At 69.4% G+C, this 26,935-nt stretch carries 28 protein-coding genes; 12 read left to right on the top strand and 16 right to left on the bottom strand.

From position 1 onward, the window contains the following. The first annotated feature begins 18 nt into the window (after window positions 1–18). From pstS (QGN31_RS05080) to pstA, 4 genes are all read left to right on the top strand, one after another. Complete coding sequence (gene pstS, locus QGN31_RS05080; RefSeq protein WP_014942815.1) at window positions 19–1,143, top strand: phosphate ABC transporter substrate-binding protein PstS; 1,125 nt, start codon at window positions 19–21, stop codon at window positions 1,141–1,143. Between the two features lie 68 nt (window positions 1,144–1,211). After that, on the top strand, window positions 1,212–2,324 hold the full coding sequence (pstS, locus tag QGN31_RS05075) for a phosphate ABC transporter substrate-binding protein PstS (protein WP_373306388.1): 1,113 nt from the start codon (window positions 1,212–1,214) through the stop codon (window positions 2,322–2,324). A gap of 22 nt (window positions 2,325–2,346) precedes the next feature. Next, window positions 2,347–3,372 (top strand): phosphate ABC transporter permease subunit PstC, encoded by a 1,026-nt coding sequence (gene pstC, locus QGN31_RS05070; RefSeq protein ID WP_043955837.1) that lies wholly within the window; start codon window positions 2,347–2,349, stop codon window positions 3,370–3,372. 1 nt (window position 3,373) lies between these two features. Beyond that, window positions 3,374–4,222, top strand: coding sequence for a phosphate ABC transporter permease PstA (gene pstA, locus QGN31_RS05065; protein ID WP_014385692.1), 849 nt, complete (start codon window positions 3,374–3,376; stop codon window positions 4,220–4,222). A 27-nt stretch (window positions 4,223–4,249) separates the two neighbouring features. On the opposite strand, the gene QGN31_RS05060 is transcribed toward pstA, so the two are convergent. From QGN31_RS05060 to QGN31_RS05035, 6 genes are all read right to left on the bottom strand, one after another. Then, complete coding sequence (locus QGN31_RS05060; RefSeq protein WP_014942816.1) at window positions 4,250–4,690, bottom strand: response regulator; 441 nt, start codon at window positions 4,688–4,690, stop codon at window positions 4,250–4,252. Continuing rightward, window positions 4,687–6,288 carry a sensor histidine kinase gene (locus QGN31_RS05055; protein ID WP_014942817.1) on the bottom strand — a complete coding sequence of 534 codons (1,602 nt, stop codon included), beginning with the start codon at window positions 6,286–6,288 and terminating at the stop codon, window positions 4,687–4,689. Before QGN31_RS05055 ends, QGN31_RS05060 begins: the two co-directional genes overlap by 4 nt. Continuing rightward, window positions 6,285–7,430 carry a PP2C family protein-serine/threonine phosphatase gene (locus QGN31_RS05050; RefSeq protein ID WP_014380982.1) on the bottom strand — a complete coding sequence of 382 codons (1,146 nt, stop codon included), beginning with the start codon at window positions 7,428–7,430 and terminating at the stop codon, window positions 6,285–6,287. The genes QGN31_RS05055 and QGN31_RS05050 overlap by 4 nt, the downstream gene beginning before the upstream one ends. Window positions 7,431–7,677: 247 nt before the next feature. Next, a complete protein-coding gene (locus QGN31_RS05045) occupies window positions 7,678–8,847 on the bottom strand; it encodes an acyl-CoA dehydrogenase (protein ID WP_009953234.1) in 1,170 nt (389 codons plus the stop codon). An 83-nt stretch (window positions 8,848–8,930) separates the two neighbouring features. Continuing rightward, window positions 8,931–9,446 (bottom strand): 5-(carboxyamino)imidazole ribonucleotide mutase, encoded by a 516-nt coding sequence (gene purE / locus QGN31_RS05040; protein WP_026071222.1) that lies wholly within the window; start codon window positions 9,444–9,446, stop codon window positions 8,931–8,933. Between the two features lie 24 nt (window positions 9,447–9,470). Beyond that, window positions 9,471–10,766, bottom strand: coding sequence for a 5-(carboxyamino)imidazole ribonucleotide synthase (locus QGN31_RS05035; protein ID WP_083863051.1), 1,296 nt, complete (start codon window positions 10,764–10,766; stop codon window positions 9,471–9,473). Between the two features lie 108 nt (window positions 10,767–10,874). Here QGN31_RS05035 and QGN31_RS05030 point away from each other — a divergent pair, with 108 nt between their 5' ends. Further along, on the top strand, window positions 10,875–11,534 hold the full coding sequence (locus QGN31_RS05030) for a GtrA family protein (RefSeq protein ID WP_008259906.1): 660 nt from the start codon (window positions 10,875–10,877) through the stop codon (window positions 11,532–11,534). Here QGN31_RS05030 and QGN31_RS05025 read toward each other — a convergent pair. Genes QGN31_RS05025 through QGN31_RS05000 form a run of 6 tightly spaced genes read right to left on the bottom strand, consistent with a single transcriptional unit; the run spans window position 11,489 to window position 17,901 of the window. After that, window positions 11,489–12,007 carry a PH domain-containing protein gene (locus tag QGN31_RS05025; RefSeq protein WP_008259908.1) on the bottom strand — a complete coding sequence of 173 codons (519 nt, stop codon included), beginning with the start codon at window positions 12,005–12,007 and terminating at the stop codon, window positions 11,489–11,491. The two genes, QGN31_RS05030 and QGN31_RS05025, sit on opposite strands and share 46 nt — an antisense overlap. A 32-nt stretch (window positions 12,008–12,039) precedes the next feature. After that, window positions 12,040–12,864 carry a biotin--[acetyl-CoA-carboxylase] ligase gene (locus QGN31_RS05020; protein ID WP_014385695.1) on the bottom strand — a complete coding sequence of 275 codons (825 nt, stop codon included), beginning with the start codon at window positions 12,862–12,864 and terminating at the stop codon, window positions 12,040–12,042. A 17-nt stretch (window positions 12,865–12,881) separates the two neighbouring features. Next, on the bottom strand, window positions 12,882–14,450 hold the full coding sequence (locus tag QGN31_RS05015; protein ID WP_201409347.1) for an FAD-binding protein: 1,569 nt from the start codon (window positions 14,448–14,450) through the stop codon (window positions 12,882–12,884). Between the two features lie 23 nt (window positions 14,451–14,473). Continuing rightward, window positions 14,474–16,123, bottom strand: a complete 1,650-nt coding sequence (locus QGN31_RS05010; protein ID WP_014942821.1) for an AMP-binding protein — start codon at window positions 16,121–16,123, stop codon at window positions 14,474–14,476. Window position 16,124: 1 nt separating this feature from the next. Further along, complete coding sequence (locus tag QGN31_RS05005; RefSeq protein ID WP_014380989.1) at window positions 16,125–16,715, bottom strand: nuclear transport factor 2 family protein; 591 nt, start codon at window positions 16,713–16,715, stop codon at window positions 16,125–16,127. Between the two features lie 46 nt (window positions 16,716–16,761). Then, the gene (locus tag QGN31_RS05000; protein WP_014942822.1) at window positions 16,762–17,901 is read right to left on the bottom strand and encodes a PucR family transcriptional regulator; all 1,140 of its coding nucleotides are present in this window, start codon (window positions 17,899–17,901) and stop codon (window positions 16,762–16,764) included. An 85-nt stretch (window positions 17,902–17,986) separates the two neighbouring features. On the opposite strand from QGN31_RS05000, the gene QGN31_RS04995 reads away from it, so the two are divergent. The 7 genes from QGN31_RS04995 to QGN31_RS04965 all read left to right on the top strand — a co-directional run bounded on the left by QGN31_RS04995 (window position 17,987) and on the right by QGN31_RS04965 (window position 24,535). Further along, window positions 17,987–19,627, top strand: a complete 1,641-nt coding sequence (locus QGN31_RS04995) for an acyl-CoA carboxylase subunit beta (RefSeq protein WP_008259921.1) — start codon at window positions 17,987–17,989, stop codon at window positions 19,625–19,627. Between the two features lie 5 nt (window positions 19,628–19,632). Beyond that, the gene (locus QGN31_RS04990; RefSeq protein WP_014942823.1) at window positions 19,633–19,923 is read left to right on the top strand and encodes an acyl-CoA carboxylase subunit epsilon; all 291 of its coding nucleotides are present in this window, start codon (window positions 19,633–19,635) and stop codon (window positions 19,921–19,923) included. Then, complete coding sequence (locus QGN31_RS04985) at window positions 19,920–20,552, top strand: Maf family protein (protein WP_014942824.1); 633 nt, start codon at window positions 19,920–19,922, stop codon at window positions 20,550–20,552. Before QGN31_RS04990 ends, QGN31_RS04985 begins: the two co-directional genes overlap by 4 nt. 93 nt (window positions 20,553–20,645) lie before the next feature. Then, window positions 20,646–21,548 (top strand): sulfurtransferase, encoded by a 903-nt coding sequence (locus QGN31_RS04980; RefSeq protein ID WP_014380993.1) that lies wholly within the window; start codon window positions 20,646–20,648, stop codon window positions 21,546–21,548. 10 nt (window positions 21,549–21,558) lie between these two features. Further along, complete coding sequence (locus QGN31_RS04975) at window positions 21,559–21,981, top strand: SufE family protein (RefSeq protein WP_009953247.1); 423 nt, start codon at window positions 21,559–21,561, stop codon at window positions 21,979–21,981. Between the two features lie 123 nt (window positions 21,982–22,104). Then, entirely contained in the window at window positions 22,105–23,907 is a 1,803-nt protein-coding gene (locus QGN31_RS04970; RefSeq protein ID WP_009953248.1) for an acetyl/propionyl/methylcrotonyl-CoA carboxylase subunit alpha, read from the top strand. Between the two features lie 193 nt (window positions 23,908–24,100). Then, on the top strand, window positions 24,101–24,535 hold the full coding sequence (locus QGN31_RS04965; RefSeq protein ID WP_029384334.1) for an STAS domain-containing protein: 435 nt from the start codon (window positions 24,101–24,103) through the stop codon (window positions 24,533–24,535). Here QGN31_RS04965 and QGN31_RS04960 read toward each other — a convergent pair. The 4 genes from QGN31_RS04960 to QGN31_RS04945 form a co-directional block, all read right to left on the bottom strand. After that, the gene (locus tag QGN31_RS04960; RefSeq protein ID WP_008259929.1) at window positions 24,506–25,294 is read right to left on the bottom strand and encodes an RNA polymerase sigma factor SigF; all 789 of its coding nucleotides are present in this window, start codon (window positions 25,292–25,294) and stop codon (window positions 24,506–24,508) included. The genes QGN31_RS04965 and QGN31_RS04960 overlap by 30 nt on opposite strands. Then, entirely contained in the window at window positions 25,291–25,728 is a 438-nt protein-coding gene (locus tag QGN31_RS04955) for an ATP-binding protein (RefSeq protein WP_008259930.1), read from the bottom strand. The genes QGN31_RS04960 and QGN31_RS04955 overlap by 4 nt, the downstream gene beginning before the upstream one ends. A gap of 431 nt (window positions 25,729–26,159) precedes the next feature. Then, window positions 26,160–26,471, bottom strand: a complete 312-nt coding sequence (gene usfY, locus QGN31_RS04950; protein WP_008259932.1) for a protein UsfY — start codon at window positions 26,469–26,471, stop codon at window positions 26,160–26,162. A 54-nt stretch (window positions 26,472–26,525) separates the two neighbouring features. After that, the gene (locus QGN31_RS04945) at window positions 26,526–26,909 is read right to left on the bottom strand and encodes a hypothetical protein (RefSeq protein WP_008259934.1); all 384 of its coding nucleotides are present in this window, start codon (window positions 26,907–26,909) and stop codon (window positions 26,526–26,528) included. Window positions 26,910–26,935: the final 26 nt, after the last annotated feature.

Genomic DNA, 26,935 nt, shown 5'->3' with positions numbered 1-26,935 from the left:
GGAAGAGGAAGCGGGGACGTGAAGAGTCGTCTGGGTACGCTGCTGGGTCTGGTGGCCATCGCGCCGCCGGTCCTCGGGATCGCGGCTTGCGGTGCGCACGCCACGCGGGGGGCGCCGAGCACCGGGCCGGCCGCCGGCAGCGTCGCCACCGCCCCGGCGACGTCCACGATCGAGCTCTCCGAGACCGGCAGCACGCTGCTCTACCCGCTGTTCAGCGAGTGGGGCGCCGCCTACCGCGCCAAGCACCCGAACGTCACCATCACCACACAGGGCAGCGGCTCGGGCGCCGGGATCTCCCAGGCCGCCGCCGGGGCGGTCGTCATCGGCGCCTCCGACGCCTACCTGTCCGAGGGCGACATGGCCGCGCACAAGGGACTGATGAACATCGCGCTGGCCATCTCGGCGCAGCAGGTCAACTACAACCTGCCCGGGGTGCATCAGCACCTCAAGCTCAACGGCAAGGTGCTGGCCGGCATGTACCGGGGCACGATCAAGACCTGGAACGACCCGCAGATCGCCGGCATCAACCCCGGCCTGCAGCTCCCCGCGACCCCGGTGGTGCCGCTGCACCGCTCCGATGGGTCCGGCAGCACGTTTCAGTTCACCCAGTACCTGTCCAAGCAGGACCCCGACGGCTGGGGCCGCTCGCCCGGGTTCGGCACCACCGTCTCCTTCCCGGCCGTGCCCGAAGCGCTGGGCGAGAACGGCGACGGCGCCATGGTGACCGGCTGCGCCGCGAACCCGGGCTGTGTGGCCTACACCAGCATCGGCTCGCTCGACGAGGCCGACCAGCACGGCCTCGGCGAGGCCAAGCTGGGCAACGCCTCCGGCAAATACCTGCTGCCCAATGCCAAGAGCATTCAGGCCGCGGCCGCCGGCGTCGCCTCGAAAACCCCGGCGAACCAGGCGATCTCGCTGATCAACGGCCCGGCCACGGATGGGTACCCGATCGTCAACTACGAGTACGCGATCGTCAACGCGGACCAGCGCGACGACGCCACCGCCCAGACGCTGCAGGCGTTCCTGCACTGGGCGATCACCGAGGGCAACGGCCCGTCGTTTCTGGACAAGGTTCACTTCCAGCCGCTGCCTGCCGAGGTGGTGACGCTGTCGGACGCCCAGATCGCCAAGATCGGCGGATGAGCGCAGAAAAGCAAAGGGACGCAAGGGACCTAAAGGAAAGAGAAAGGGAGAAGGCCGTGAAAGTTCGTATGAGTAGGTTGCTGGCGATGGCCGCGACCGCGCCCCTGGTTTTCGCCGCGGCTGCGTGTGGTTCGAACTCGCAGACCGGTGCGCCGAGTCAGGGCGGCGGCGGCCCGGTCGCGACGACGCCGGCGTCATCGCCGGTGACGTTGTCGGAGACCGGCAGCACGCTGCTGTACCCGCTGTTCAACCTGTGGGGCCCCGCCTATCACGACAAGTACTCGAACGTCACGATCACCACCCAGGGCACCGGCTCCGGGACCGGGATCTCCCAGGCCGCGGCCGGGGCGGTCGAGATCGGCGCCTCCGACGCCTACCTGTCCGAGGGCGACATGGCCGCGCACAAGGGACTGATGAACATCGCGCTGGCCATTTCCGCGCAGCAGGTCAACTACAACCTGCCCGGTGTCACCGAACACATCAAGCTCAACGGCAAGGTGCTGGCCGGCATGTACAACGGCTCCGTCAAGACCTGGAACGACCCGCAGATCGCCGGGCTGAACCCCGGCGTGAATCTGCCTGCCACACCGGTGGTTCCGCTGCACCGCTCCGACGGCTCCGGTGACACCTTCCTGTTCACCCAGTACCTGTCCAAGCAGGACCCCGACGGCTGGGGCAAATCGCCCGGCTTCGGCACCACCGTCGCCTTCCCGACGGTGCCCGGCGCGCTCGGGGAGAACGGCAACGGCGGCATGGTGACCGGCTGCGCGGACACCCCGGGTTGCGTGGCCTACATCGGCATCAGCTTCCTCGACCAGGCGCAGGGCAAGGGGCTCGGCGAGGCGCAGCTGGCCAACGCCTCCGACAAGTACCTGCTGCCCGACGCCAAGAGCATTCAGGCCGCGGCCGCCGGATTCGCCTCGAAAACCCCGGCGAACCAAGCGATCTCGCTGATCAACGGCCCGGCGCCGGACGGCTATCCGATCGTCAACTACGAGTACGCCATCGTCAACAGCGGTCAGAAGGACGCCGCCACCGCCCAGACCCTGCAGGCCTTCCTGCACTGGGCGATCAGCGACGGCAACAACGCCTCGTTCCTGGACAAGGTTCACTTCCAGCCGCTGCCGGCCGACGTGGCGAAGCTGTCGGACGCCCAGATCGCCAAGATCAGCGGCCAGTAGGGGTTTGGTGACCGACATCGCGATGGGCGGCGCGCGGGCGCGGATCCGCGGCGCGCGCCGCCCGGGCCTGGCCATCCGTTCCCTGGGTGCGGCGGGCGCGGTGGTTCCGCTGCTCGCGCTCGTGTTCGTCCTCGCGACCCTGCTTCTCGAGGCGCTGCCCGCGATCAGGGTCAACGGGCTGCACTTTTTCACCGCCACCGAGTGGAACCCCGGCAACACCTACGGCGACGCCGTCGTCACCCGCGGCGTCCGCCATCCCGTCGGCGCCTACTACGGGGCGCTGCCGCTGATCGTGGGCACCCTGGCGACCTCGGCGATCGCCCTGGTCATCGCGGTGCCGGTGTCGATCGGGGCGGCGCTGGTGATCGTGGAGCGGTTGCCGAAGCGTCTCGCGTCGGCCATCGGGATGGTGCTCGAATTGCTCGCCGGCATCCCCAGCGTCATCGTCGGCCTTTGGGGCGCAATGACATTCGGGCCGTTCATCGCCCACTACGTGGCCCCGGTGATCGCCCGCAACGCGCCCGACGTGCCGGTGCTCAGCTACTTGCGCGGCAACACCGGTAACGGGGAGGGCCTGTTGGTGTCCGGGCTGGTGCTGGCGGTGATGGTCATTCCCATCATCGCCAGCACCACCCGCGACCTGATCCGCCAGGTGCCGGTGCTGCCCCGCGAGGGCGCGGTCGCGCTGGGGATGACCGACTGGGAGTGCGCGCGGCGGGTCACCCTGCCGTGGGTGTCGAGCGGCATCGTCGGAGCGGTGGTGCTCGGGCTCGGCCGCGCGTTGGGAGAGACGATGGCCGTCGCCATGGTGTCGGGTGCGGTGTTGGGCGCGATACCCGCCAACATCTACGCGACGATGACCACCATCGCGGCCACCGTTGTGTCGCAGCTGGATTCGGCGATGACGGACTTCACCGACTTCGCCGTGAAGACCCTCGCCGAGGTGTCCCTGGTGTTGATGGTGATCACGTTGCTCACGAACGTCGCGGCCCGCGCGATGGTGCGCCGGGTGTCGGGCACGGCGCTGCCGGTGGGACGGGGTGTCTGACATGGTCGGTACCCGACGCAAGATCGTCAACGCGCTGTTCTGGATCGGCTGCGTGTGCTGCCTGGCGGTGGTGGTCGTGCCGACGCTGTGGATGCTGGTCGAGGTCGTCGGGCGCGCCCTGCCGGTCTTCAAATGGAGCGTGCTCACCGAGAACACCCGCGGCAACGGCGGCGGGCTGCGCAACGCCATCATCGGCACCGTGGTCATCGGCGTCGGCGTCATGCTGGTCGGGGGCACCGTCAGCGTGCTGACCGGGATCTATCTCTCCGAATTCGCCGGCGGCAGAACGCGTTCCATCCTGCGCGGCGCCTACGAGATCCTGTCCGGCATCCCGTCGATCGTGCTCGGCTACGTCGGCTACCTGGCCCTGGTGGTGAAATTCCACTGGGGCTTCTCCCTGGCGGCCGGGGTGCTGACGCTCTCGGCGATGAGCATTCCGTACATCGCCAAGGCCACCGAGTCCGCGCTGGCGCAGGTGCCCACGGCCTACCGGGAGGGGGCCGAAGCGCTCGGGTTGCCGCTCGGCTGGACCCTGCGCAAGATCGTGCTCAAGTCGGCGATCCCCGGCATCGTCACCGGGCTGCTGGTGGCGCTCGCGCTGGCGGTGGGCGAGACGGCGCCGATGCTGTACACGGCGGGCTGGTCGAACTCGGCCCCGACCGGCAAGCTCACCGACTCACCGGTGGGCTACCTGACCTACCCGATCTGGACGTTCTACAACCTGCCGTCGAAGGCGGCCCGCGACCTGTCCTACGACGCCGCGTTCCTGCTGATCGTGTTCGTGTTCCTGCTGATCATCCTCGGGCGGATGATCACCTGGTTCGCGCGGCGGCACTCGGAATCCGGGTAGCCCGATTCGGTTGCGCCACAGCCTCGTTCAGGCGGTCGGCAGCCGCACCACCTGAACGAAGAACTCGTCGATCTGCCGGACCGCCTTCATGAACTGGTCCAGGTCGACGGGTTTGGTGACGTAGGCGTTGGCGTGCAGCTTGTAGCTCTTGAGGATGTCCTCCTCGGCCGAGGAGGTGGTCAGCACGACGACCGGGATCTGGGCGAGCTCGGGGTCGGACTTGATCTTCTCCAAAAGCTGGCGGCCGTCGTATTTGGGCAGGTTCAAATCCAGCAGGATCAGGTCGGGCCGCGGCGCGTCGGCGAACTCGCCGCGCCGGTACAGGTAGTTGAGTCCCTCCTCCCCGTCGTGCGCGACGTGCAGCCGGTTCTTGAGTTTGTTGTGCTCGAACGCTTCTCGCGTGATGAGCTCGTCCCCCGGGTCGTCTTCGACCAGCAGGATGTCGATCGCTCTTCCTTCGAGTGTCACTGATGCGCTCCTTCCAAAGCGACTGAGTCCTCTTCCTCGACGGGCCCGGGCATGGGCAACGTGAATTCGAATCGCGTCCCCTCGGTGTAGGACGTGTCGATCCGCACGGTGCCGCCGTGGTGCTCGACGATCTTCTTGACCAACGCGAGACCCACGCCGGTTCCCGCGTACACCTCCCGGCCGTGCAGCCGCTGGAAGATGACGAAGACCTTGTCGGAGAATTCCTCCGGGATGCCGATGCCGTTGTCCGACACGCTGAACAACCATTCGCCGTCGTGGGTGCCCTCGCCGGGCGCGCATTCGATGACGACGCGGGGCGGGCGATCCTTGTGCCGGAACTTGATCGCGTTGCCGATCAGGTTCTGCCACAGCATCGTCAGCAGCGTCGGATCCCCCACGATCTCCGGCAGCGGCTCCGTCGGGCGCACGATCTGGGCTTCGGTCTCCTCGATCGCGACGGCCAGGTTGGCCAGGCCGGCGTCGAGCGTCGCGTCGAGCTGCACCTCGGTCTCCGTGGTGCCCAGCCGGCCGACCCGGGAGAAGGTGAGCAGGTCGTTGATCAGCGCCTGCATGCGTTTGGCGCCGTCGACCGCGAACCCGATGTATTCGATGCCGCGTTCGTCGAGCTTGTCGGCGTAGCGTTTCTCGAGCAGCTGACAGAAGGAGGCCACCTTGCGCAGCGGCTCCTGCAGATCGTGCGAGGCGACATAGGCGAACTGCTCGAGTTCGGTGTTGGACCGGCGCAATTCGGCGGTCTGCTCATCGAGCAGGGTTTGGGCCGAACGGGACACGTCGAGCTCTTCGACCATGCGCTTGCGCATGTTCTCGACGTCGATGGCCATGTTGCGAATGTCCTTGGGCCGCTTGGGCGCCGAGATCACTTCGTCGAAGTTGCCCTGGGTGATCCGGCGGCAGGCCGCGGCCAGGCTCGCGATCGGCCGGGTGATCGCCGCGCGACTCAGCAACCCCAACAGCACGGCCGCGCCCAAAACGATCAGCACCATCGCGCCCAGCACCCAGTCGCGCCAGCCGTTGATGTCGTTGAGCTCGTCGACGGCGCTGGCCGCCGCGTCGGCCAGGTGCGTGTTCTGCGTGTCGAAAAGCACTCGCAGACGGTCGAATTTGGCTTTGCCGAGGTCGGCCATCGAGGTGCTGACGACGCTGGGAACCTTGGGGGTCACGGCCGCGATGACGGGTTCGGCGTAGCTGGTGCGCCAGTCCGCGGCGGCGGTTTCGACCGCCTCCAGGTCGGCGATCAGCTCCGCGCGCCCGCCCACCAGCCGCCGAATCTCGTCGGCGGCGGCCCGTTCGGCGCGTTGCCCGTCGTAATACGGCGCGAGGAACTGCCGGTCGGCGGTGATCAGGTAACCGCGCACACCCGTTTCCTGGTCCCGCAGGGCCGCCTGCAAATGGGTCGCGGCGACGCGCGCCGGCTGGATGTCCTCGCCCACCTGGCGCGACACCTGGTCGGTGCGATCCAGCAGCACCCCGCCGACGACCGCGCCGAGGAGCACCGTCGCACCCATGATCCACAGGACGAGGGCCAGCCACCCCCGCACGGTGAGCTGCGCGAGCCGAAGCGGAGCCGGTGCCGTCACGTGGTGGTCCTCTCGATGCGGAGCACGGCGATGTCGTCGGTGAGGCCGCCGCGCGGCTCGGCGAGTTCCTGGGCGCCGTCGATGAGGGCGTCGACGAACGCCGGGCCGGGTCGGTTGGCGTGCGAGCGGGCCAGCTCGAGCAGACCGTCCTCGCCGAGCCGCTCGGTCCCCTGCCCCGAATAGCCTTCGTAGAGACCGTCGGTCAGCAACAGCAGGCCGTGGCCGGCGGGCACCTCCAGCTCGTGGCGCGGCCAGCCGTCGGCGCGCAGGCCCAGCGCCGGGCCGCCCGGCGGCTCCACCCACTGGACCGCGCCGCCGCCCTGCAGCAACATCCCCGGATGCCCGGCGCGGATGACGCTGACCTCCGGGCGCTCCGGGCAGATCTCGAGGCTGAGCACGGTCGCGAAGATGCCGGTGCCGGTGCGTTCCGAATACAGCACCCGCTCGAGCTGGCGCATCAGGTCGACGCCGTGCACGCCGGCGAAGGTGAGCGTGCGAAACGCGATCCGCAGCGCCGCGCCCAGGGCCGCCTCGTGCGGGCCGTGCCCGGCGACGTCGCCGATCAGGACGTGCACGATCCGGTCGGGCGTCTGGACGACGTCGTAGAAGTCGCCACAGAGCAAAGCGCCTTCGCGGCTGGGGCGGTAGCGGGCGACGATGTCGACGCCCGGGTCGTCCAGCAGCAGCGGGGAGGGCAGCAGTCCGCGTTCCAGCAGCGCGTTCTCCCGGGCCCGCAGCTGGGTCGCGTGCAGGTCGGCGGCGATCAGCTCGGCGCGCTTGCGCTCGATCGCGTACAGCAGCGCGCGACGCAGCATTTCCGGCTCGACGCGGCCCTTGACCAGGTAGTCCTGGGCGCCGGCGGCGACTGCCGACGCCCCGAAATACTCGTCGTTGAGCCCGGTCAGCACGACGATCGGCACGGTGGCGTCCAGCTTGGCCACGCGGTCCAACGCGTCGATCCCGCTGGCGTCGGGCAGGTGCAGATCCAGCAGCACGCAATCGGGGCGGGCGGATTCCAGCTCGCGTTCGGCGTCCGCCATCGACTTGGCCCACACCACCCGGATGTCGGCGGCCGCGTCGGAGATCAGGTCTTCCACGAGCACCGCGTCGGCGCGGTCGTCCTCGACCAAGAGCAACGACAAGGATTGCCAACTCGCCGTCGGCGTGACCGGAGCACGTGCCGGAATCAATTCCCGGCCATCTGTGGACGGGTGTGGGAAGTCACGTTCTGCACTTGCAGACCCCCTGGCCGCGATAAGACCCTTGCTCGTTGGCGGTGGTCGGACGGGATTGCCGGTGCCTGTTTACCGACCGTCGGCTTGGACTTCACGCGCCGTGGAGATCCTATGCGGTGCGGGCGGGGTTTTCCCAACGGACCCGCGGAACGAATCAGCGCAGCAGCGCCCGCGACATCACCACGCGCTGAATCTGATTGGTGCCCTCGTAGATCTGGGTGATCTTGGCGTCACGCATCATCCGCTCGACGGGGAAATCGACGGTGTAGCCGGCGCCGCCGAAGAGCTGCACCGCGTCCGTGGTGACCTCCATCGCGACGTCGGACGCCAGGCACTTCGACGCCGCCGAGATGAAGCCCAGGTGCGATTCGCCGCGCTCGGCGCGGGCGGCGGCGTGGTACACCATCAGCCGGGCGGACTCCACCTTCATCGCCATGTCGGCGAGCATGAACTGCACGCCCTGGTTGTCGCTGACCGGGCGGCCGAACTGCTTGCGGTCCTTGGTGTAGGCGATGGCCGCGTCCAGCGCGCCCTGGGCGATGCCGACCGCCTGCGCGCCGATGGTGGGCCGGGTGTGGTCCAGCGTCGCCAGCGCCGTCTTGAACCCGGTGCCCGGCTCGCCGATGATCCGGTCGCCGGGGATCCGGCAGTTCTCGAAGTACAGCTCGGTGGTCGGCGAACCCTTGATACCCAGCTTCTTTTCCTTGGGCCCGACGCTGAATCCCTCGTCGTCCTTGTGCACCATGAACGACGAAATCCCATTGGCGCCCTTGTCCGGATCGGTCACCGCCATCACCGTGTACCAGCTGGACTTGCCGCCGTTGGTGATCCAGCATTTGGCGCCGTTGAGGATCCAGTCGTCCCCGTCGGCCTTGGCCCGGGTCCGCATCGATCCGGCGTCGCTGCCGGCCTCGCGCTCGGACAGCGCGTAGGACGCCATCGCCGAGCCGTCCGCGATCGAGGGCAGCACCTGCTTTTTCAGCTCGTCGGAGCCGCGCAGGATCAGCCCCATCGTCCCGAGCTTGTTGACCGCGGGAATCAGTGACGCCGAGGCGTCGACGCGGGCGACCTCTTCGATGACGATGCACGCGGCCACCGAGTCGGCGCCCTGCCCGCCGTACTCCTCGGGCACGTGCACGGCGTTGAAGCCCGACGCGTTCAGGGCCTCCAGCGCCTCCTGCGGGAAGCGCGAGTTCTCGTCGACGTCGGCGGCGTGCGGGGCGATTTCCTTTTCCGCCAGCGCGCGGATCGCCGCCCGCAATTCGGTGTGTTCCTCGGGCAACTGGAACAGATCAAAGGTGGGATTTCCGGCCCATCCAGCCATCTCGAGCCTCCTACGCTCTCCTGTGGCGCCCTGCCGAACCGCCCGACTCCTGCGCGGGCGCGGCGCGCCTCGTCGCCAAGCTACTAGTCGGTAACTTTACCCCGGCGCTGCTGCAGCGCCTCATCCTTGGCCCGCACGGTCTCGGCCAGCTGCTGCTGGAAGTCGACGATCCGGGCACGCAGCGCCGGGTCCGACGATCCGAGGATGCGCACGGCGAGCAGGCCGGCGTTGCGGGCGCCGCCGATGGAGACCGTGGCCACCGGGACACCGGCGGGCATCTGCACGATCGACAGCAACGAGTCCAGGCCGTCGAGCCGCGCGAGCGGCACCGGCACGCCGATCACCGGCAGCGGCGTCGCGGACGCGACCATGCCGGGCAGGTGCGCCGCCCCGCCGGCGCCGGCGATGATCACCTCGATGCCGCGCCCGGCCGCGTCGCGGGCGTAGTCGAACATCACCTGCGGGGTGCGGTGCGCCGAGACGACCCGGACCTCGGCCGGCACGTCGAACTCGGCCAGCGCCGCCGCGGCGTCCTGCATCACCGACCAGTCGCTGTCGCTGCCCATGATCACGCCGACGCGAGCCTCCTGCTCACTCATGGTCATGGTCATTTGCGCCGCTCCTCATCGACTGCGCTCCGCATCGTCGCCGGCGTGTGGATCCCATCCGTCCGTCCACTGCCCGTGTGACAACCAGTGTGCCGCCAGGTGGGCGCGTTCCCGCAGCTTCGCCACGCTTTCGCGGGCCGGGTCCAGGCCGACGAAGTTGATGTGGCCGACCTTGCGGCCGGGGCGCTCCTGCTTGCCGTACAGGTGCACCCGCGCGTCGGGCATCCGCGCGAACAGGTGGTGCAGCCGCTCGTCGACGCTCATCTGCGGGGGCGTCGCGGCGCCCAGCACGTTGGCCATCACGGTCACCGGCGCCAGCGCGTCGGTGTCGCCGAGCGGGTAGTCGAGCACCGCGCGCAGATGCTGCTCGAACTGGCTGGTGCGCGACCCGTCCATGGTCCAGTGCCCCGAGTTGTGCGGCCGCATCGCCAGCTCGTTGACGAGCAGCGACCCGTCACCGGTCTCGAACAGCTCGACCGCGAGCACGCCGACCACCCCGAGTTCGCCGGCGAGCCGCAACGCCAGCCGCTGCGCCTCGGCGGAGACGTCGCCGGGCAGGTCCGGCGCGGGGGCGATCACCTGCACGCAGATCCCGTCGCGCTGCACGGTCTCGACGACCGGCCACGCCGCCCCCTGCCCGAACGGCGACCGGGCCACCAGCGCGGAGAGCTCGCGGCGCAGGTTCACCTGCTCCTCGGCCATCACCGGCACGCCGTCGGCCAGGAAGGCGGCCGCGATCTCGCGGGCGTGCACCGGGTCGCGGGCCATCCGCACCCCGCGCCCGTCGTAACCGCCGCGGATCGCCTTGACCACCACGGGCCCGGCGATCCCCCGCGCGAACTCGTCGAGTTCGTCGACGCTGCGGATCTCGGCGTAGCGGGGCACCGGCACGCCGAGGGCCTCCAACCGCCGCCGCATCACGAGCTTGTCCTGCGCGTGCACCAGCGCCTGCGGCGGTGGCGCCACGTTGATGCCCTCGGCGACGAGCTTGTCCAGCAGTTCGGTCGGCACGTGCTCGTGGTCGAACGTCAGCACGTCGGCACCCTCGGCCACCCGGCGCAGGTCCTCGAGATCGGTGTGCGAACCGATCACCACGTCGGGGGCGACCAGCGCGGCCGATTCGTCGGCGTCGGTGGCCAGCACCCGCAGCGTCTGCCCCAGGGCGATCGCCGCCTGGTGGGTCATCCGGGCGAGCTGACCGCCTCCGACCATCGCGACGACGGGGATGACCCGGGGAACGGCTCGGGCGGCCGGGGGGCGCGTTTCGAGGGGGGCTGCGCCCGGGGGGCGTGTACTCGGCACGGCCATCATCGTGTCACGGCCGCGCACACCGCCGCCAAGGCGTGTGACCGGCGCTGACACTGAATTGTTATGTACGATTTTGCGTCGAATTTGTGTCCGTCCGTACACTGACGTGTTGTGTCCTTCGCCGAAGCCACGATCGCGCGTCTGCCAAGGGTTTTGCAGCCCTATTTGCTACGCCACCACGAACTGATCAAATTCGCCATTGTCGGCGGCACCACGTTCGTCATCGACTCGGCGATTTTCTACACGCTCAAGCTGACAATTCTTGAACCCAAACCGGTCACCGCGAAGGTGATCGCCGGGATCGTGGCGGTCATCGCCTCCTACGTGCTGAACCGGGAATGGAGCTTCCGCAACCGCGGCGGCCGCGAGCGCCACCACGAGGCCCTGCTGTTCTTCGCGTTCAGCGGCGTGGGGGTGCTGCTGTCCATGGCGCCGCTGTGGTTCTCCAGCTACGTGCTGCAACTGCGCGTGCCGACGGTGTCGCTGGCGGTGGAAAACCTCGCCGACTTCATCTCGGCCTACATCATCGGAAACCTGCTGCAGATGGCGTTCCGCTTCTGGGCGTTCCGCCGCTGGGTATTTCCGGACCAGTTTGCCCGCACCCCCGACAAGGCCCTGGAATCCGCCCTCACCGCCGGCGGTATTGCCGAGATCTTCGAAGACGAGATCGAGGGCGGAAACGTCACCCTGCTGCGCGCCTGGCGCAATCGGGCCGGCCGCCTGGGTCAGCTCGGCGATTCCTCGGAACCGAGGGTGTCGAAGACTTCGTGATACAGCAGCGCGTGCACCTCGCGCAGCCGCGGAATGTCGTAGAACTCCAACGGATCCTGTGACGCCGATTCGATGATCAGCGTCCCGGTGCGAAACATTCGCTCGGTGATCCGGTCGCGGAATTCCACGCTGTTGATCCGGGCCAGCGGGATGTCGATCCCGGTGCGCGTCAACACCCCGTGCCGGAACATCACCCGCCGGTTCGTCACCACGAAATGGGTCGTCAGCCAGCTTCCGAAGGGCCACAACGTCAGCCACCCGACGATCACCAGCCAGATCCCCCAGATGACGCCGTGGATGATGTTCTTGGCGAGCTGCTCCCAGTGCGTCGAGTTGAGGTATCCCGAGCCGAACGCCGCCAGCCCGGTCACCACGATGAGAACCAGCACCGGCCAGATCAACCGCTTCCAGTGCGGGTGCCGATGCACGATGACGTGCTCGCCGGCGGCCAGCACGTTGTCCGGATAGCCCATGCCCGCCGACCTTAGCCGCGCGGCGCGACTAACTAGCGCAAATGCACCACATCGCCGGCCGCGACGACGGCGGTCTGCCCGCCACTGTCCAGGCACAACCGGCCCTGATCGTCGATGGCGGTCGCGGTGCCGTCGATCTGCTTGCCGCCGGGCAGGTGCGCGCGCACCCGGTTGCCGAGGGTCAGGCTGCGCGCCCGGTAGTCGGCGGCCAGCGCCCAGTCGGCGCCGCGCGCGGCGCGCCAGGCCACGATCCGCCGCCCCAGCTCCCGCAGCAGGTCCGACACCAACCGCGTGCGGTCGGGTTCGGCCACGCCGAGATCGAGCAGCGACGTCGCGCCAGGGCCGTCGATCTCCTCGGCGGACTGAGTCACGTTGAGCCCCAAGCCGATAACCACCACCGGCTTTGCCACCTCGGCGAGAATCCCGGCCAGCTTGCCCGGCGAATCGCCCGGCCCGGCCAGCACGTCGTTGGGCCACTTGAGCCCCACCCGGGCCGCGGACCCTTCCAGCAGCGGCGCGACGGTGTCAACGACCGCCACCCCGGTGGCCAGCGGCAGCCAGCCCCACCCGGTGCTGGGGACGTCGACGACGCTGACGCCGACCGACATGGTGATCTGGGCGCGCGGGGTGGCCGACCAGCCGCGGCCGTGCCGCCCGCGGCCGGCGGTCTGGTGCTCGGCGATCAGCACGGCGCCGGCGACGTCGGCGCCCGACGCCGCCCGCGCCAGCAGGTCGGCGTTGGTGGATCCGGTCTGCTCGACGACGTCGAGCTGACGCCAGCCCAGCCCGGTGCCGATCAACTCGGCGCGCAGCGCGGCGGCGTCCAGTGGTGCTCGAAGTTGATCTCGGTCTGTCACCGGACCCAGCCTAGAACTCAGGACCGACGGTCGCGCATGTCCAGGACGGCCAGGTGGCTGAACAGCATGCTGGTTCCGATCGGGTTGCCCCCACCGGGATACGCGGTGCCGCTGGGCGCGGCCATCGTGTTGCCCGCCGCGTACAGGCCCGGAATCGGGTGGCCGGACGTGTCGAGCACCCGCGCCGCGGCGTCGGTGCGCAGGCCGCCTTTGGTGCCCAGGTCCGAGATGCCGAACGCGGCGGCGTGATAGGGCGGCGAGTCGATGGGCACCAGCGGCGAGGCGCCCGCCGAGAACGCGCGATCGAACGCCTCGTCGCCGCGGCCGAAGTCCTCGTCGACGCCGGAGGCGGCAAAACCGTTGAACCGCTTCACCGTTGCCGCGAGCCGCTCGCCCGGAACCCCGATCTTGGCGGCCAGCTCCTCGAGGGTGTCCGCGGAGTGCCACAGGCCGGCGGCGACGTACTTCTCGGTCTCGACGATGGAGACGTTGGCCGCCTTGACCGGCGGCACCTCGCCCTCGGAGTCGTCGTAGATCATCCAGTACGGCAACGTGATTGAGCCGTCCTGCAGTTGCGCGATGATCTCGCGGCCGGCCCGGTCGTAGGCCCGGGACTCGTTGACGAACCGGTCGCCGTCCTGGTTGACGAAGATGCCGCCGGTGAACCACAGCGCGAAGGCGGACCGGCCGTCGGGATGGGTCATGCCCGGCGACCACCAGGCCTGGTCCAGCAGGTCGGTGTCCGCGCCCGCGGCGATGCCGGCCTGCAGCGCCAGACCGCGACTTCCCGGGCCCCCCATGGTGTCTCGCGCGCTGCCCGGCACCCCGTACTTCCGCCGCAGCTCGTCGTTGCCCTCGAAGCCGCCGGCGGCCAGCAGCACGCCCCGGCGGGTGCGGACGGCGCGGCGCTGCCCGCCGGTCTCGACGATCGCGCCGGTGACCCGGCCGTCGTCTACCACGAGGTCGACCAGCGCGGTGTCGCGCTGCAGCGACGCGCCCGGGTACTCGCCGATGGCCTTGAGGAAGCGGGCGATCAGCGCGCGGCCCCCGACGTAGTAGTCCGACGGCGGTTCGGCGCCGAGCCGGTCGGTGTCCAGCGGCCCGCGGATCGCGTCGCGGAACTCGGGGGCGGCGGCCACCGCCAGCGGCTTGGCCGCGATGTGGCGCTGGCCGTCGAGGCGCGCCTTGGGCGCCTTGCCGTAGTAGTCGGGCCACGGCAGCGGCACGAACTTCAGGTTCGGGTCGGCCTCCAGGTACTCGATCAGCGGCGCGCCGCCGCGGACGTAGGTTTCCTGCAGCTCGCGCGGGGTGCGATCGCCGACCACGGCGCGGTAGTAGGTGAGCGCGTCCTCGATGGTGTCGTCGGTGCCGGCGCGCAGCAGCACCGGATTGCACGGGAACCACACGCCGCCACCGCCGGAATACGCCGTGGTGCCACCGAATTTCGCGGTGGCCTCGACCAGGAGCACGTTGAGGCCTTCGCGCGCCGCGGTGTACGCGCCGGTCACGCCGCCGCCGCCCGATCCCGCGACCAGTACGTCGCATTCGGCCGTCCAGTCCGCGGGTCCCAAGAGGCGGGCGTCCATCAGCGGAGACTACCTCGCCGCGTTCACAGGTAGCGCTGCCGGCCGTGCGACGCGAATTCCGCGTCGAGCGAGCGCTTTTCGTCGGCGCTCATCCGGTGGTACGCGGGCGCTCCCCGCCCGGCCCACCGATACACCGGTTCGTCGGTATGCCAGCGCTGTCGTTGCAGCACGCGCTTGAGCACCTTGTTGGAGCCGGTGACGGGCAGGCTCGTCGACAGCCGCAGGAACCGGGGAGCGCCCTTGCTGCCCAAATCTTGCTGGGCGGACAGGTAGGCGGCGAACCCGGCGGCGTCGAAACTCTCGGGATCGGCCACCTCGAGGGCCGCCATCACCTGATCGCCCGAGCGCGGATCGGGCACCGCGTAGACCCCGGCCGCCACCACGTCCGGGTGCCGGCGCAGCACGCGCTCGATGGTCAGCGCGGACGTGTTCTCGCCGTCGACCCGGATCCAGTCGCCGCGGCGGCCGGCGAAGTACAGGAACCCCGCCTCGTCCCGGTACCCGAGGTCGCCGGTCCAATACCAGCCGTTGCGGATCCGCTCGGCGTCGGCGTCGTCGTTTTTGTAGTAGCCCTCGAACGTCCGGGTGCCGGCCTTGTCGACGATTTCGCCCACGGCCTCGTCGGGGTTGAGCACCCGGCCGTGCTCGTCGAGGAGCGCGGGCGGGCAGTCGGTCAGCGTCTCCGGATCGACCACCGCGACACCGGGGTGGGCCGGCCGGCCCAGCGCCCCCGGCGGTGCGTCCGGGGCGTGCGCGACGGCGCCGCCACCCTCGCTCGAGCCGTAGCCCTCCAGCAGCTCCGCGCCGAAGCGGCGCCGGAACTGCGCCTGGTCGTCCGGTGACGCCTCAGTGCCGAAGCCGCGGACCAGCGCGTTGTCGGCGTCGTCGGGCCGCTCGGGTGTGGCCATCAGATAGGCGAGCGCCTTGCCCACGTAGGTGAAGAACGTCGCGCCGAAGTAGCGCACGTCGGGCAGGAACCGGGACGCCGAGAACACCGGCGTCAGGCACACCGTGGCGCCGTTGGCCAGCGCCGGCGCCCACAGCGCCATGATCGCGTTGCCGTGGAACAGCGGCATGCAGCAGTAGTCGACGTCGTCGCGGACATGCCCGAACTTCTCGGTGGCCGTGTGCGCGATTAAGGCCAGCCGCCCCTGGCTGCATTTGACCGCCTTCGACGCGCCCGTCGTCCCCGAGGTGAACAGCAGCAGGAACAACGACTCCGGGCCGACCCCGGGCGCGACGTCGGGTTGGCCGCGAAGGGGGTCCACGCGCTCGCGGTAGCCGGGGTCGTCGACCTGCAGAAAACGGTCCGCCGCCAGTTCCAGGCCGAGCCCGCGCAGTCGCTCCGCGCCCGCGGCGTCGGTGACGATCATCTGGCAATCGGTGTGCCGGATCTCTTCGGCCAGCTCGGCGGCGCCGCGGGTCGGGTTGATGCCCACCACGGTCGCCCCCGCCAGCGCCGCGCCGCCGAGCCAGAAGACGAAGTCGGGCACGTTGTCCAGCAGCACCCCGATGTGAAACGGGCCGTCACGGCGCATCGATCGGGCCAGCGCGGCGCGCGCGGCGGATTCGCGGACCACCTCGTCCCACGTCCAGTCGCGGTCGCGGGTGCGCAGCCCGACGTGTTCGTCACCGAGGCGATCGAGGAGCATCGTCGCGATGTCGGCGGCCATCTCAGGCCGACGCGTGCACGAGGTCCAGGTACTCCTGCGGCAGCTCGTCGCGGGACAGCTTGGTCACGCTGACCACACCGGGGTTGTAGGAGTCCTCACCAATGATCTTGCCGCTCTTGTCGATTGGCCACAGCAGCAGCTGCCGGAACACCACCAGGTAATCCCCGTCGGGGTCGTCGACCGGCATCCCGAGGATGCGCGTCAGCTCCGCCGCCGGGTAGAGCTGCTTGAGCAGACCCTCGGTCACCAGGCAGTCGTCGTCGACGACGAGCCGCTGCACCTCGAACTCGAGAATGTTGGTGCGGGTCGCCAGGAAGTCGACGTAGTAGCTGCGCACCCCGTCGGTGGTTTTCGCGCCCACATCCTGGGCCCCGTGCCAAAAGTGGTAGGCGGGATCGGGGCTCAGCGTCGCCATCAACCGCTCCAAATCCGGTGCGGCCTCGGCCTTCATATGTTCGATCACCACGCTCAGCACCGCCCGGTGCCGCTCGTTGGTGGTTTCGGCCAACCGCCTCTCCAGCGGTTCCCAGGTCCGGTTGGGGTCGATGATCGCCATGCGGTCATCATCACGAATCCGCCGGCCCGCGGTCATCCGCCAGCCGTCGCCCGTATTCGCCGATCCGCCCGACGATCGTCGGTCAGGCCTGTTCCGGTTCGTCGAGTTCGGTCGAGGACAGCGCGATCCGCCGGATCATGAGCACCAGCGTGGCGATGAACCGGTCCATCGGATCGTTGAGATCCCACCCCATCTGCGACCCCACATGCGCGAGCCGCGCCGCGACGGTGCTGTGATGCAGATGCAGTTCGGCGGCCGTGCGCCGCAGCGACCCGAATACGAGGAAGGCCTCCACGGTGTCGACGTCGAGCGCACCCGTAGGTGTCGCGGCAATCTCGTTGATCCGCAACACATCTCGTTGCCGGCGCACACGTTCCAGGGGGATGTCGGCCAACAGCTCCAGCGCGCTGAGCCGCTCGTAGGCCACGGCGCGCCTGCCGTAACCGGTCGACGACGCGAAGCGCAGCGCGCCCAGCGCCTGCTGCCAGGAGGTGGCCGCGGCCAGCGCTTCGACGCTGGCACCGATGCCGACCCAGGGACCCCGGTTCGCCCCCTCGGTGCGCCGTCCCGGGAACGCGGTGGTGATCGCGCCCTCCAGCCCGTCGGAGAGCGCCCGGGTGTCGATGGGCCCCTGGCACAGCACGGCCGTCGCGTTCCCGATGGCGGTCGAGCGCACCGACGAGCCCGGAAGCTGGCGGGCGATGATCCGCAGCGCCTCGGGCGGCGAGTGCGCCGACACCGCCAGCACGCAGATGTTGCGCTTCTCGTCCAGCCCGAGCAGGCGGACCGCCCGCACCCGATCCTCCCGGCGCTCCTTGCCGGACAGCACGACTTCGAGCAGCGCCGGGTCCCCGATGTGCAACTCGCCCGACGCCCCGGCGCGCGCCGGCACCGCGCGCAGCGTGTGGGCCAACCGATCGAGCAGCACCGGATCGAGGGCGTGCCCGGGACCGTCGCGCTCCAGCCACACGCTCGGCTCGTCCGCCGGTGCCGGCGGCGGCACATCCCTGCCCGGTTCCAGGCCGCCCGTCGCGTCGTAACGAATCACGGTGCCCGACGCCCACCGCGCGCCGATCGGGCACTCGGCCAGCAACGCCGCGCAGCGCACCACGGTGTCGGCGTCGGCCGCCGACTCGTGGAGCCGGTCGAAGTGGGAGATGATCCGCAGCACAGAGGCGGAATCGGAACCCAGTTGCGACATGCGCGCCGGATCGGCGTTCATCAGCGGAGGTTACCGTCAAAGCCCTTCAAACCCCTTTAAAGCCCATGAAAGGGACGGGCTACCAGCCACGCTAAGCTCGACTCCCATGACGAGCGTTACCGACCACACCGCGGAACCCGCTGCCGAACACACCATCGACATCCACACCACCGCGGGCAAGCTGGCCGAACTGCACAAGCGCCGCGAGGAGTCGCTGCACCCGGTGGGTGAAGAGGCCGTCGAGAAGGTGCACGCCAAGGGCAAGCTGACCGCCCGCGAGCGCATCCTCGCCCTGCTCGACGAGGACTCGTTCGTCGAGCTCGACGCGCTGGCCCGGCACCGGAGCAAGAACTTCGGCCTGGAGAACAACCGCCCGCTCGGCGACGGCGTGATCACCGGCTACGGCACCATCGACGGGCGCGACGTGTGCATCTTCAGCCAGGACGCCACGGTGTTCGGCGGCAGCCTCGGCGAGGTGTACGGCGAGAAGATCGTCAAGGTCCAGGAGCTGGCGATCAAGACCGGGCGCCCGCTGATCGGCATCAACGACGGCGCGGGGGCGCGCATCCAGGAGGGCGTCGTCTCGCTCGGCCTCTACAGCCGCATCTTCCGCAACAACATCCTGGCCTCCGGCGTCATCCCGCAGATCTCGCTGATCATGGGGGCCGCCGCCGGTGGGCACGTCTACTCCCCCGCGCTGACCGACTTCGTGGTCATGGTCGACCAGACCAGCCAGATGTTCATCACCGGGCCCGACGTCATCAAGACCGTGACCGGCGAGGACGTCACCATGGAGGAGCTGGGCGGCGCCCACACCCACATGGCCAAGTCGGGCACGCTGCACTACGTCGCCTCCGGTGAGCAGGACGCCTTCGACTGGGTCCGCGATCTGCTGAGCTACCTGCCGCCCAACAACGCGACCGACCCGCCCCGCTACGCCGAGCCGCACCCGCCCGGCGCCATCGAGGACAACCTCACCGAGGAGGACCTCGAGCTGGACACGCTGATCCCGGACTCGCCCAACCAGCCCTACGACATGCACGAGGTGATCACCCGCATCCTCGACGACGACGAATTCCTGGAAGTCCAGGGGGGTTACGCGCAGAACATCGTCGTCGGGTTCGGCCGCATCGACGGCCGCCCGGTCGGGATCGTGGCCAACCAGCCGACGCAGTTCGCCGGCTGCCTGGACATCAACGCCTCGGAGAAGGCGGCCCGGTTCGTGCGGACCTGCGACTGCTTCAACATCCCGATCATCATGCTGGTCGACGTGCCGGGCTTTTTGCCGGGCACCGGCCAGGAGTACAACGGCATCATCCGGCGCGGCGCCAAGCTGCTGTACGCCTACGGCGAGGCCACCGTCCCCAAGATCACCGTCATCACCCGCAAGGCCTACGGCGGCGCCTACTGCGTCATGGGCTCCAAGGACATGGGCTGCGACGTCAATATCGCCTGGCCGTCGGCGCAGATCGCCGTGATGGGGGCCTCCGGCGCCGTCGGATTCGTCTACCGCAAGCAGCTTTCCGAGGCGGCCAAGGAGGGCAAGGACGTCGACGCGCTGCGCCTGCAGCTGCAGCAGGAGTACGAGGACACCCTGGTCAACCCGTACGTCGCCGCCGAGCGCGGATACGTCGACGCGGTGATCCCGCCGTCGCACACCCGCGGCTACATTGGCACGGCGCTGCGCCTGCTGGAACGCAAGATCGCCCACCTGCCCCCCAAGAAGCACGGGAACATTCCGCTGTGAGTCGAGTGAGCGACGGGAACGAGACGAACAATTCGGCCGCTGTGAGTGACGAAAACGGTTCTGCGGCAACCGAAGCCGCGCCCGAGGCGCATGAGCCGCACATCCAGATCCTCAAGGGCGAACCCACCGTCGAGGAGGTGGCCGCGCTGGTCGCGGTGCTGGGCAGCGTCGGCGGTGCGCCCGAGCCCGAACAGCCCGAGGAGACCCGCTGGGGCCTGCCGGTCGACCGGCTGCGGTTCGCGATGTCGAACTACCAGCGGCTCACGTTCCAGCAAATGACCCACATGAGGCGTTGACCCGCCTGGCGCTGGCGTCGGCCTCGGCCGGCCGGCTCAAGGTGTTGCGTCAGGCCGGCGTCGACCCGCTGGTCGTGGTGTCCGGCGTCGACGAGGACGCGGTCGCGGCCGCGCTGGGACCCGGCGCGGAGCCGCCCGACGTGGTGTGCGCCCTGGCCCGGGCCAAGGCCGAACAGGTCGCCGGCGGGCTGGACGGCGCCGTCGCGGCCGATTGCGTTGTCCTTGGCTGTGATTCGATGCTTTCCCTCGACGGCCGGCTGTGCGGCAAGCCCGGGTCGGCCGACGCCGCGGCGAGCCAGTGGCGCCGCATGGGCGGGCGCTCCGGCGGGCTGCACACCGGGCACTGCCTGCTGCGGATGTCCGACGGCGCGATCACCCATTGCGAGGTCGAATCCGCTTGCACCACAGTCTATTTCGCCGAACCGACGGAGACCGATCTGCGCGCCTACGTGGCCGGCGGCGAACCGTGGCACGTGGCTGGCGGCTTCACCCTCGACGGGCTGGGCGGCTGGTTCGTCGACGGCATCGACGGCGACCCGTCGAACGTGATCGGCGTGAGCCTGCCGCTGCTGCGGCGCCTGCTGGGGCGGGCCGGGCTGTCGGTGGCCGCGCTGTGGGCCGGCGATTGACCCCGAGCGCCGACTTGTGGGGCGAATCCCGCTCCAACCGCGGCAACTAGTCGAGGTTGGTGACGAAATCCCGGGATGAGTAGGCTCGGCAGCGTGGCATTACCCCCCGATCCAAGCCCGACACTGTCGAACTACGCCCACCCCGAGCGACTGGTCACGGCCGACTGGCTGTCGGCCCACCTGGGCACCCCCGGCCTGGTGATCGTCGAGTCCGACGAGGACGTGCTGCTCTATGACGTGGGCCACATCCCCGGTGCGGTGAAAGTCGACTGGCACACCGATCTCAACGACCCGCGGGTCCGCGACTACATCGACGGTGCGCAGTTCGCGGAGTTGATGGACCGCAAGGGCATCGCCCGCGACGACACCGTGGTGATCTACGGCGACAAGAGCAACTGGTGGGCCGCCTATGCGCTGTGGGTGTTCACGTTGTTCGGCCACCCGGACGTGCGCCTACTCAACGGCGGCCGCGACCTGTGGCTGGCCGAACGCCGGGAGACCACGCTGGACGTCCCCACCAAGACGTCCACCGGCTACCCCGTCGTCACGCGCAACGACGAGCCCATCCGCGCCTTCAAGGACGACGTGCTGGGGATCCTCGGCAGCCAGCCGCTGATCGACGTGCGCTCGCCCGACGAGTACACCGGCAAACGCACGCACATGCCCGAGTACCCCGAGGAGGGCGTGCTGCGCGGCGGCCACATCCCCACCGCCCGGTCGATCCCGTGGGCCAAGGCGGTCGACGAGAGCGGCCGCTTCCGCAGCCGCGAGGAACTCGAGGAGCTCTATGGCTTCCTCGAGCCCGACGACAAGACCGTCGTGTACTGCCGCATCGGCGAACGGTCCAGCCACACGTGGTTCGTCCTGACGCACCTGCTGGGCAAGCCCGGCGTGCGCAACTACGACGGGTCGTGGACCGAGTGGGGCAACACCGTGCGCACCCCGATCGTCGCGGGCCCCGAACCGGGACCGGCACCGGGGCCCGTCTCCGTTTGATGGGTTCGTCATGAGCATGCCCGCGCCGCTGGCCGAGGTGGTCTCCGACTTCGCCGAGGTCGAGGGCCAGGACAAGCTGAAGCTGCTGCTGGAATTCGCCGACGAGCTGCCGGACCTGCCGCCCGAGCTCGAAGAGCGGGCCATGGAGCCGGTGCCCGAGTGCCAGACGCCGCTGTTTCTGCACGTCGACGCCAGCGACCCGAACCGGGTGCGGTTGCACTTCAGCGCGCCCGCCGAATCGCCGACCACCCGGGGTTTCGCGTCGATCCTGGCCACCGGCCTGGATGAGCAGCCCGCCGCCGAAATCCTGGCGGTGCCCGAGGATTTCTACGACGACCTCGGGTTGGCCGCGCTGATCAGCCCGCTGCGATTGCGCGGCCTGTCGGCGATGCTCGCGCGCATCAAGCGCAGGCTGCGCGAGTCGACCGGATAAACCCGGACCGCCTCGTCGGCCCAACGGCGCGGCGCTTAGACTTCCCGAGAACTCGTTGTAAGAAATTCTCTTAGAGAAGCCCCGCAGAAATACGTCTGCGACCGATGCCATACAGGAGGCGCTGTGGCCAGTCACGCCAGCTCGAGGATCTCCAAAGTCCTCGTCGCCAACCGCGGCGAGATCGCTGTCCGGGTGATCCGCGCGGCCCGCGACGCGGGCCTGTCCAGCGTGGCGGTGTACGCCGAACCCGACGCCGACGCGCCGCACGTGCGGCTGGCCGACGAGGCGTTCGCGTTGGGCGGTCAGACGTCCGCGGAGTCCTACCTGGACTTCGGCAAGCTCCTCGACGCGGCGGCCAAGTCCGGCGCCAACGCCGTGCACCCCGGCTACGGATTCCTCTCGGAGAACGCCGATTTCGCTCAGGCTGTGCTCGACGCGGGCCTGATCTGGATCGGCCCCAGCCCGCAGTCCATCCGCGACCTCGGTGACAAGGTCACCGCCCGCCACATCGCCGCCCGCGCCCAGGCGCCGCTGGTGCCCGGCACCCCCGACCCCGTCAAGGACGCCGACGAGGTGGTGGCATTCGCCAAGGAGTACGGCGTGCCGATCGCGATCAAGGCCGCCTTCGGCGGCGGCGGCCGCGGCATGAAGGTGGCCCGCACCATCGAGGAGATCCCGCACCTCTACGAGTCGGCCGTGCGTGAGGCCGTCGCGGCGTTCGGCCGCGGCGAGTGCTTCGTCGAGCGCTACCTGGACAAGCCGCGCCACGTGGAGGCGCAGGTGATCGCCGACCAGCACGGCAACGTCATCGTCGCCGGCACCCGCGACTGCTCGCTGCAGCGCCGGTTCCAGAAGCTGGTGGAAGAGGCGCCCGCGCCGTTCCTGACCGACGCGCAGCGCAAGGAGATCCACGAGTCGGCCAAGCGGATCTGCAAGGAGGCCCACTACTACGGCGCCGGGACCGTCGAATACCTGGTCGGCCAGGACGGCCTGATCTCCTTCCTGGAGGTCAACACGCGCCTGCAGGTCGAGCACCCGGTCACCGAGGAGACCGCCGGCATCGACCTGGTGCTGCAGCAGTTCAAGATCGCCAACGGCGAGAAGCTGGACCTCACCGAGGACCCCACCCCGCGCGGGCACGCCATCGAGTTCCGGATCAACGGCGAGGACGCCGGGCGAGGCTTCCTGCCGGCGCCCGGCCCGGTCACCCGCTACGACATCCCGACCGGGCCCGGGGTCCGGCTGGATTCGGGCGTCGAGGCCGGTTCGGTCATCGGCGGGCAGTTCGACTCCATGCTGTCCAAGCTGATCGTGTACGGCGCCACCCGCGAGGAGGCGCTGGCCCGCTCCCGTCGCGCCCTGGACGAATTCCACGTCGAGGGGCTCGCCACGGTCATCCCGTTCCACCGCGCCGTCGTGAGTGACCCGGCGTTCATCGGTGACGGCGAGAGCTTCTCGGTCCACACGCGCTGGATCGAGACCGAGTGGGACAACACCATCGAACCGTTCACCGCCGGCGAGCCCCTGGACGACGAAGCCGACGCCCGGCCCCGCCAGAAGGTCGTCGTGGAGGTCGGCGGCCGCCGGCTCGAGGTGTCGCTGCCCGGTGACCTGGCGCTGTCGGGCGGGGGCTCCGGCGGCGGCGAGGCGGGTGTCATCCGCAAGAAGCCCAAGGCCCGTAAGCGGGGGGCGCACGCCGGTGCGGCCGCCTCCGGCGACGCGGTCACCGCGCCCATGCAGGGCACCGTGGTCAAGGTCGCCGTCGAGGAGGGCCAGGAGGTTGCCGCCGGCGACCTGGTGGTGGTCCTCGAGGCGATGAAGATGGAGAACCCGGTCACCGCGCACAAGGACGGCGTCATCACCGGGCTCGCGGTCGAGCCCGGTGCGGCCATCACGCAGGGCACGGTGCTGGCCGAGATCAAGTAGCGGCCCGACGGACTTCACCGGGATCACCGGGAGCGTTGTCGCCCCTGGCCACCACGAGTAGGGTGGCGGGCAAGGTTGAGTTCACAGCCGCCGCCCGGGGTACGTTGTTGGCGTGGGGACAGGCGAAACTCCCTGCTTCTGCGAACTTTTTGCAGTCGGCTGACGTATTCCACAGCAGGAATCCTCCGCACGGATGGAGTCAGCAATGTCTGTGGCGCAATCGTGGCAACAAAGCCGCACGGCGCAGTTCACCGCCCGGTGGGGCCCGACGGGCACCCTGATCACGGTCGACGGTGAGCTCGACGCGGCCAATGCGGATCAGCTCGCCGCGTACGTCCAACAGAGCGTCAACCGCTCCCGGCGGGTGATCCTCGACCTGCGCGGCCTGAAGTTCATTGGCACCGCGGGCTTTTCGACCCTGCACCGGATCAACGTGGTGTGCTCGGCCGCGCAGGTGTCGTGGGCCATGGCGCCGAGCCCGGCGGTGTCGAGGTTGCTGCGCGTCTGCGATCCGGACGGCACGCTCCCGGTGACGACGCCGAAGGCCGAGCCGCTGCTCGAGCCGCTGCGGGTCGATGAGGGCGAAAACCCCCGGCCGCTATTGCAATTGGTCCCGCAGCCGCGTTAGCGATTTCGCCAGTAGGCGCGAGACGTGCATCTGTGAGATGCCGACCCGCTCGGCGATCTGCGTCTGCGTCATCGACTCGAAGAACCGCAGCACCAACACCGTTCGTTCCCGCTCGGGCAGCGCCTCGAGCAACGGGCGCAACGATTCCTGGTCTTCGATGCGGTCCAGGCCGGTGTCCACGTCGCCGAGGGTGTCGGCGATCGCGCGAGCTTCCTCTTCCTCGCCCCCGCCCCCACTGTCGATCGACAAGGTGTTGTAGGAGCTGCCGGCGACCAGGCCCTCGACCACCTCTTCGCGGTCCATCTCGAGCTCGGCGGCGAGTTCGGTCGCGGTGGGCGCACGGCCCAGCCGTTGGGACAGATCGGCGGTGGCGGTGCCGAGCCGCAAGTGCAGTTCCTTGAGGCGCCGTGGCACCTTGACCGACCAGCTGTTGTCGCGGAAGTGGCGGCGGACCTCGCCCATGATCGTGGGCACCGCGAACGAAACGAAGTCGGAGCCGGCGTCGACGTCGAAACGCACCACCGCGTTGACCAACCCGACGCGCGCCACCTGGACGAGGTCGTCGCGCGGCTCGCCGCGGCCCTCGAAGCGGCGCGCGATGTGGTCGGCCAGCGGAAGGCAGCGCTCGACGATCTTGTCCCGTTGGCGCTGAAGTTCCATGGAATCGGCCGCGACGGAGGCCAACTCACGGAACATGTCCGGAACATCGGCGTACTCGTTCGGACGCGAGACCGAACCGCCGGCAGCTCGCGGTGTCACCTGCTGGAGGCCGCCCGTCGCGCCGTCAGTGTGATGCCGAAAACACTGCCGGTTTCATTGGGTTCGCGACCATCGTGAAAAGTCTGCACGTCGTCGGCCAACGACGTCAGCACATGCCAACTGAAGCTGCCGGGCGACACCACATCGTGGGTGTCGCATGCCGCGGAAGCCTCCACCACCAATTGGTCGTCCTGCGGATCGACCACGACGCTCAGCGTCGCGTCGGGAGTGGCCGAGCGAATCAACCTGGTGCACACCTCATCGACCGCGAGTCGCAGGTCCGCCACCGCATCGAAATCCAGGTCCTCGAAGGTGCCGATCGCGCCGACCAGGGTGCGCAGCATCGCGAGGTTCTCCAGCCGAGCTGCGACGTGAAGTTCGACGGCGCGATGGCCGCGCGGACGCTTGTTAGCGTGCGATCCAGCATCGTTCATATGGTCTCCCGGCATGGTTTGACTGACACTACTACTGCTCCGCAGCCCGCCGTGGACCGTGCGTTCGAGCCGGTCAGTCATGATCGCCGCCGGGTATCCGGCCCGCCATGGACGGGCCTGACGCGACCGATACAGACCGGACGCGCCGGCTTAGGCGCGTCGCAGTAATCGCCGGGGTCACGCTGATCGTCTTGCTGGTGGTCGCAGTGGGCATTTATGTCGATGTGCTCGTGTTTCTGTCCCCCATGATGGGGTGACGCCATTTTTGTCCAAGCAAACGCAACCGTTTCGGCACTCATCATGGTGCACACCTGATACCCACTCGACGGCGCCCGTAATCTCGGATTCGGGTTTCCGGCAGGATCTGACCGCGGGCGACGTCGTGGCAGGTCACCCGGGAAAAGCGGGGCGCCGCATGCGCGGACGGCCCCCTAGCTGGCGGGCCTTTGCCGCAGCACCTCGGGATGTTCGGAGTACCAGCGATCCGCGAGCCTGCGTATCCGCCGGTGCTCCAAGCCCAGCCAGATCAGACCCAGCACCGCGGCGACGACGGCGGTGACGCCCGCGGTCATGCCCTCATGGTGGTGTCCGGTCGCGAAGGCCGCCAGGCTCCCGCAGGTGCCGATCACCCCCGCGACCACCAACAGGTACCCCGGCCAGTGCAGGACGTCGATCAGCGACTCGCCGGCGAGCGGCCGCGTGGTCCTGAGATGGTCGACGGGGTCGTGATAGGTGTCTCCCATGGCTGCTCCCTGCTCCTCAGCGCACCATCAACGTTAGATCCCGGGGAGGCAAACCTAAAGAGCCAGCACCGGACCGGCGATCGGGGCGACGCCCATGGCGACCATCAGCGCCATGACGGTCAGCAGGAACCACCCGGCGCCCTGCCACCCCCACCAGGTTCCGCGGGCCTTCCACACGCGGTAGGTGCGCACGAACGCCCAGATCCCGCCGGCCAGCGCGATCATCGGACCGCCGATCGCCAGCAGGGTGCGCTGCGGCGGGCCGCAGGCCACCGTGTCGACGCCCCCGGCCGGACACGTGCTCACCCACACCGCGGCGATCAGCAGGAAGCCGACGGCGCCGGCCGTCGCCGCGGCGGCGAACCGGACGGCGGCGAGCACCTCGCGGTCTTCCTGTCCCAGGCGGTCACCGCCTGGTCGCTGGCCTGCTTTCTGCATCGTCCTCACCTCCCCGGATTCGGCCC

The organism is Mycobacterium sp. 2-64, assembly GCF_035918375.1.
Lineage (GTDB): Bacteria > Actinomycetota > Actinomycetes > Mycobacteriales > Mycobacteriaceae > Mycobacterium > Mycobacterium intracellulare.
Note: the sequence above shows the minus strand (reverse complement) of the source record. Positions and strands in the feature narration are given on the sequence as shown.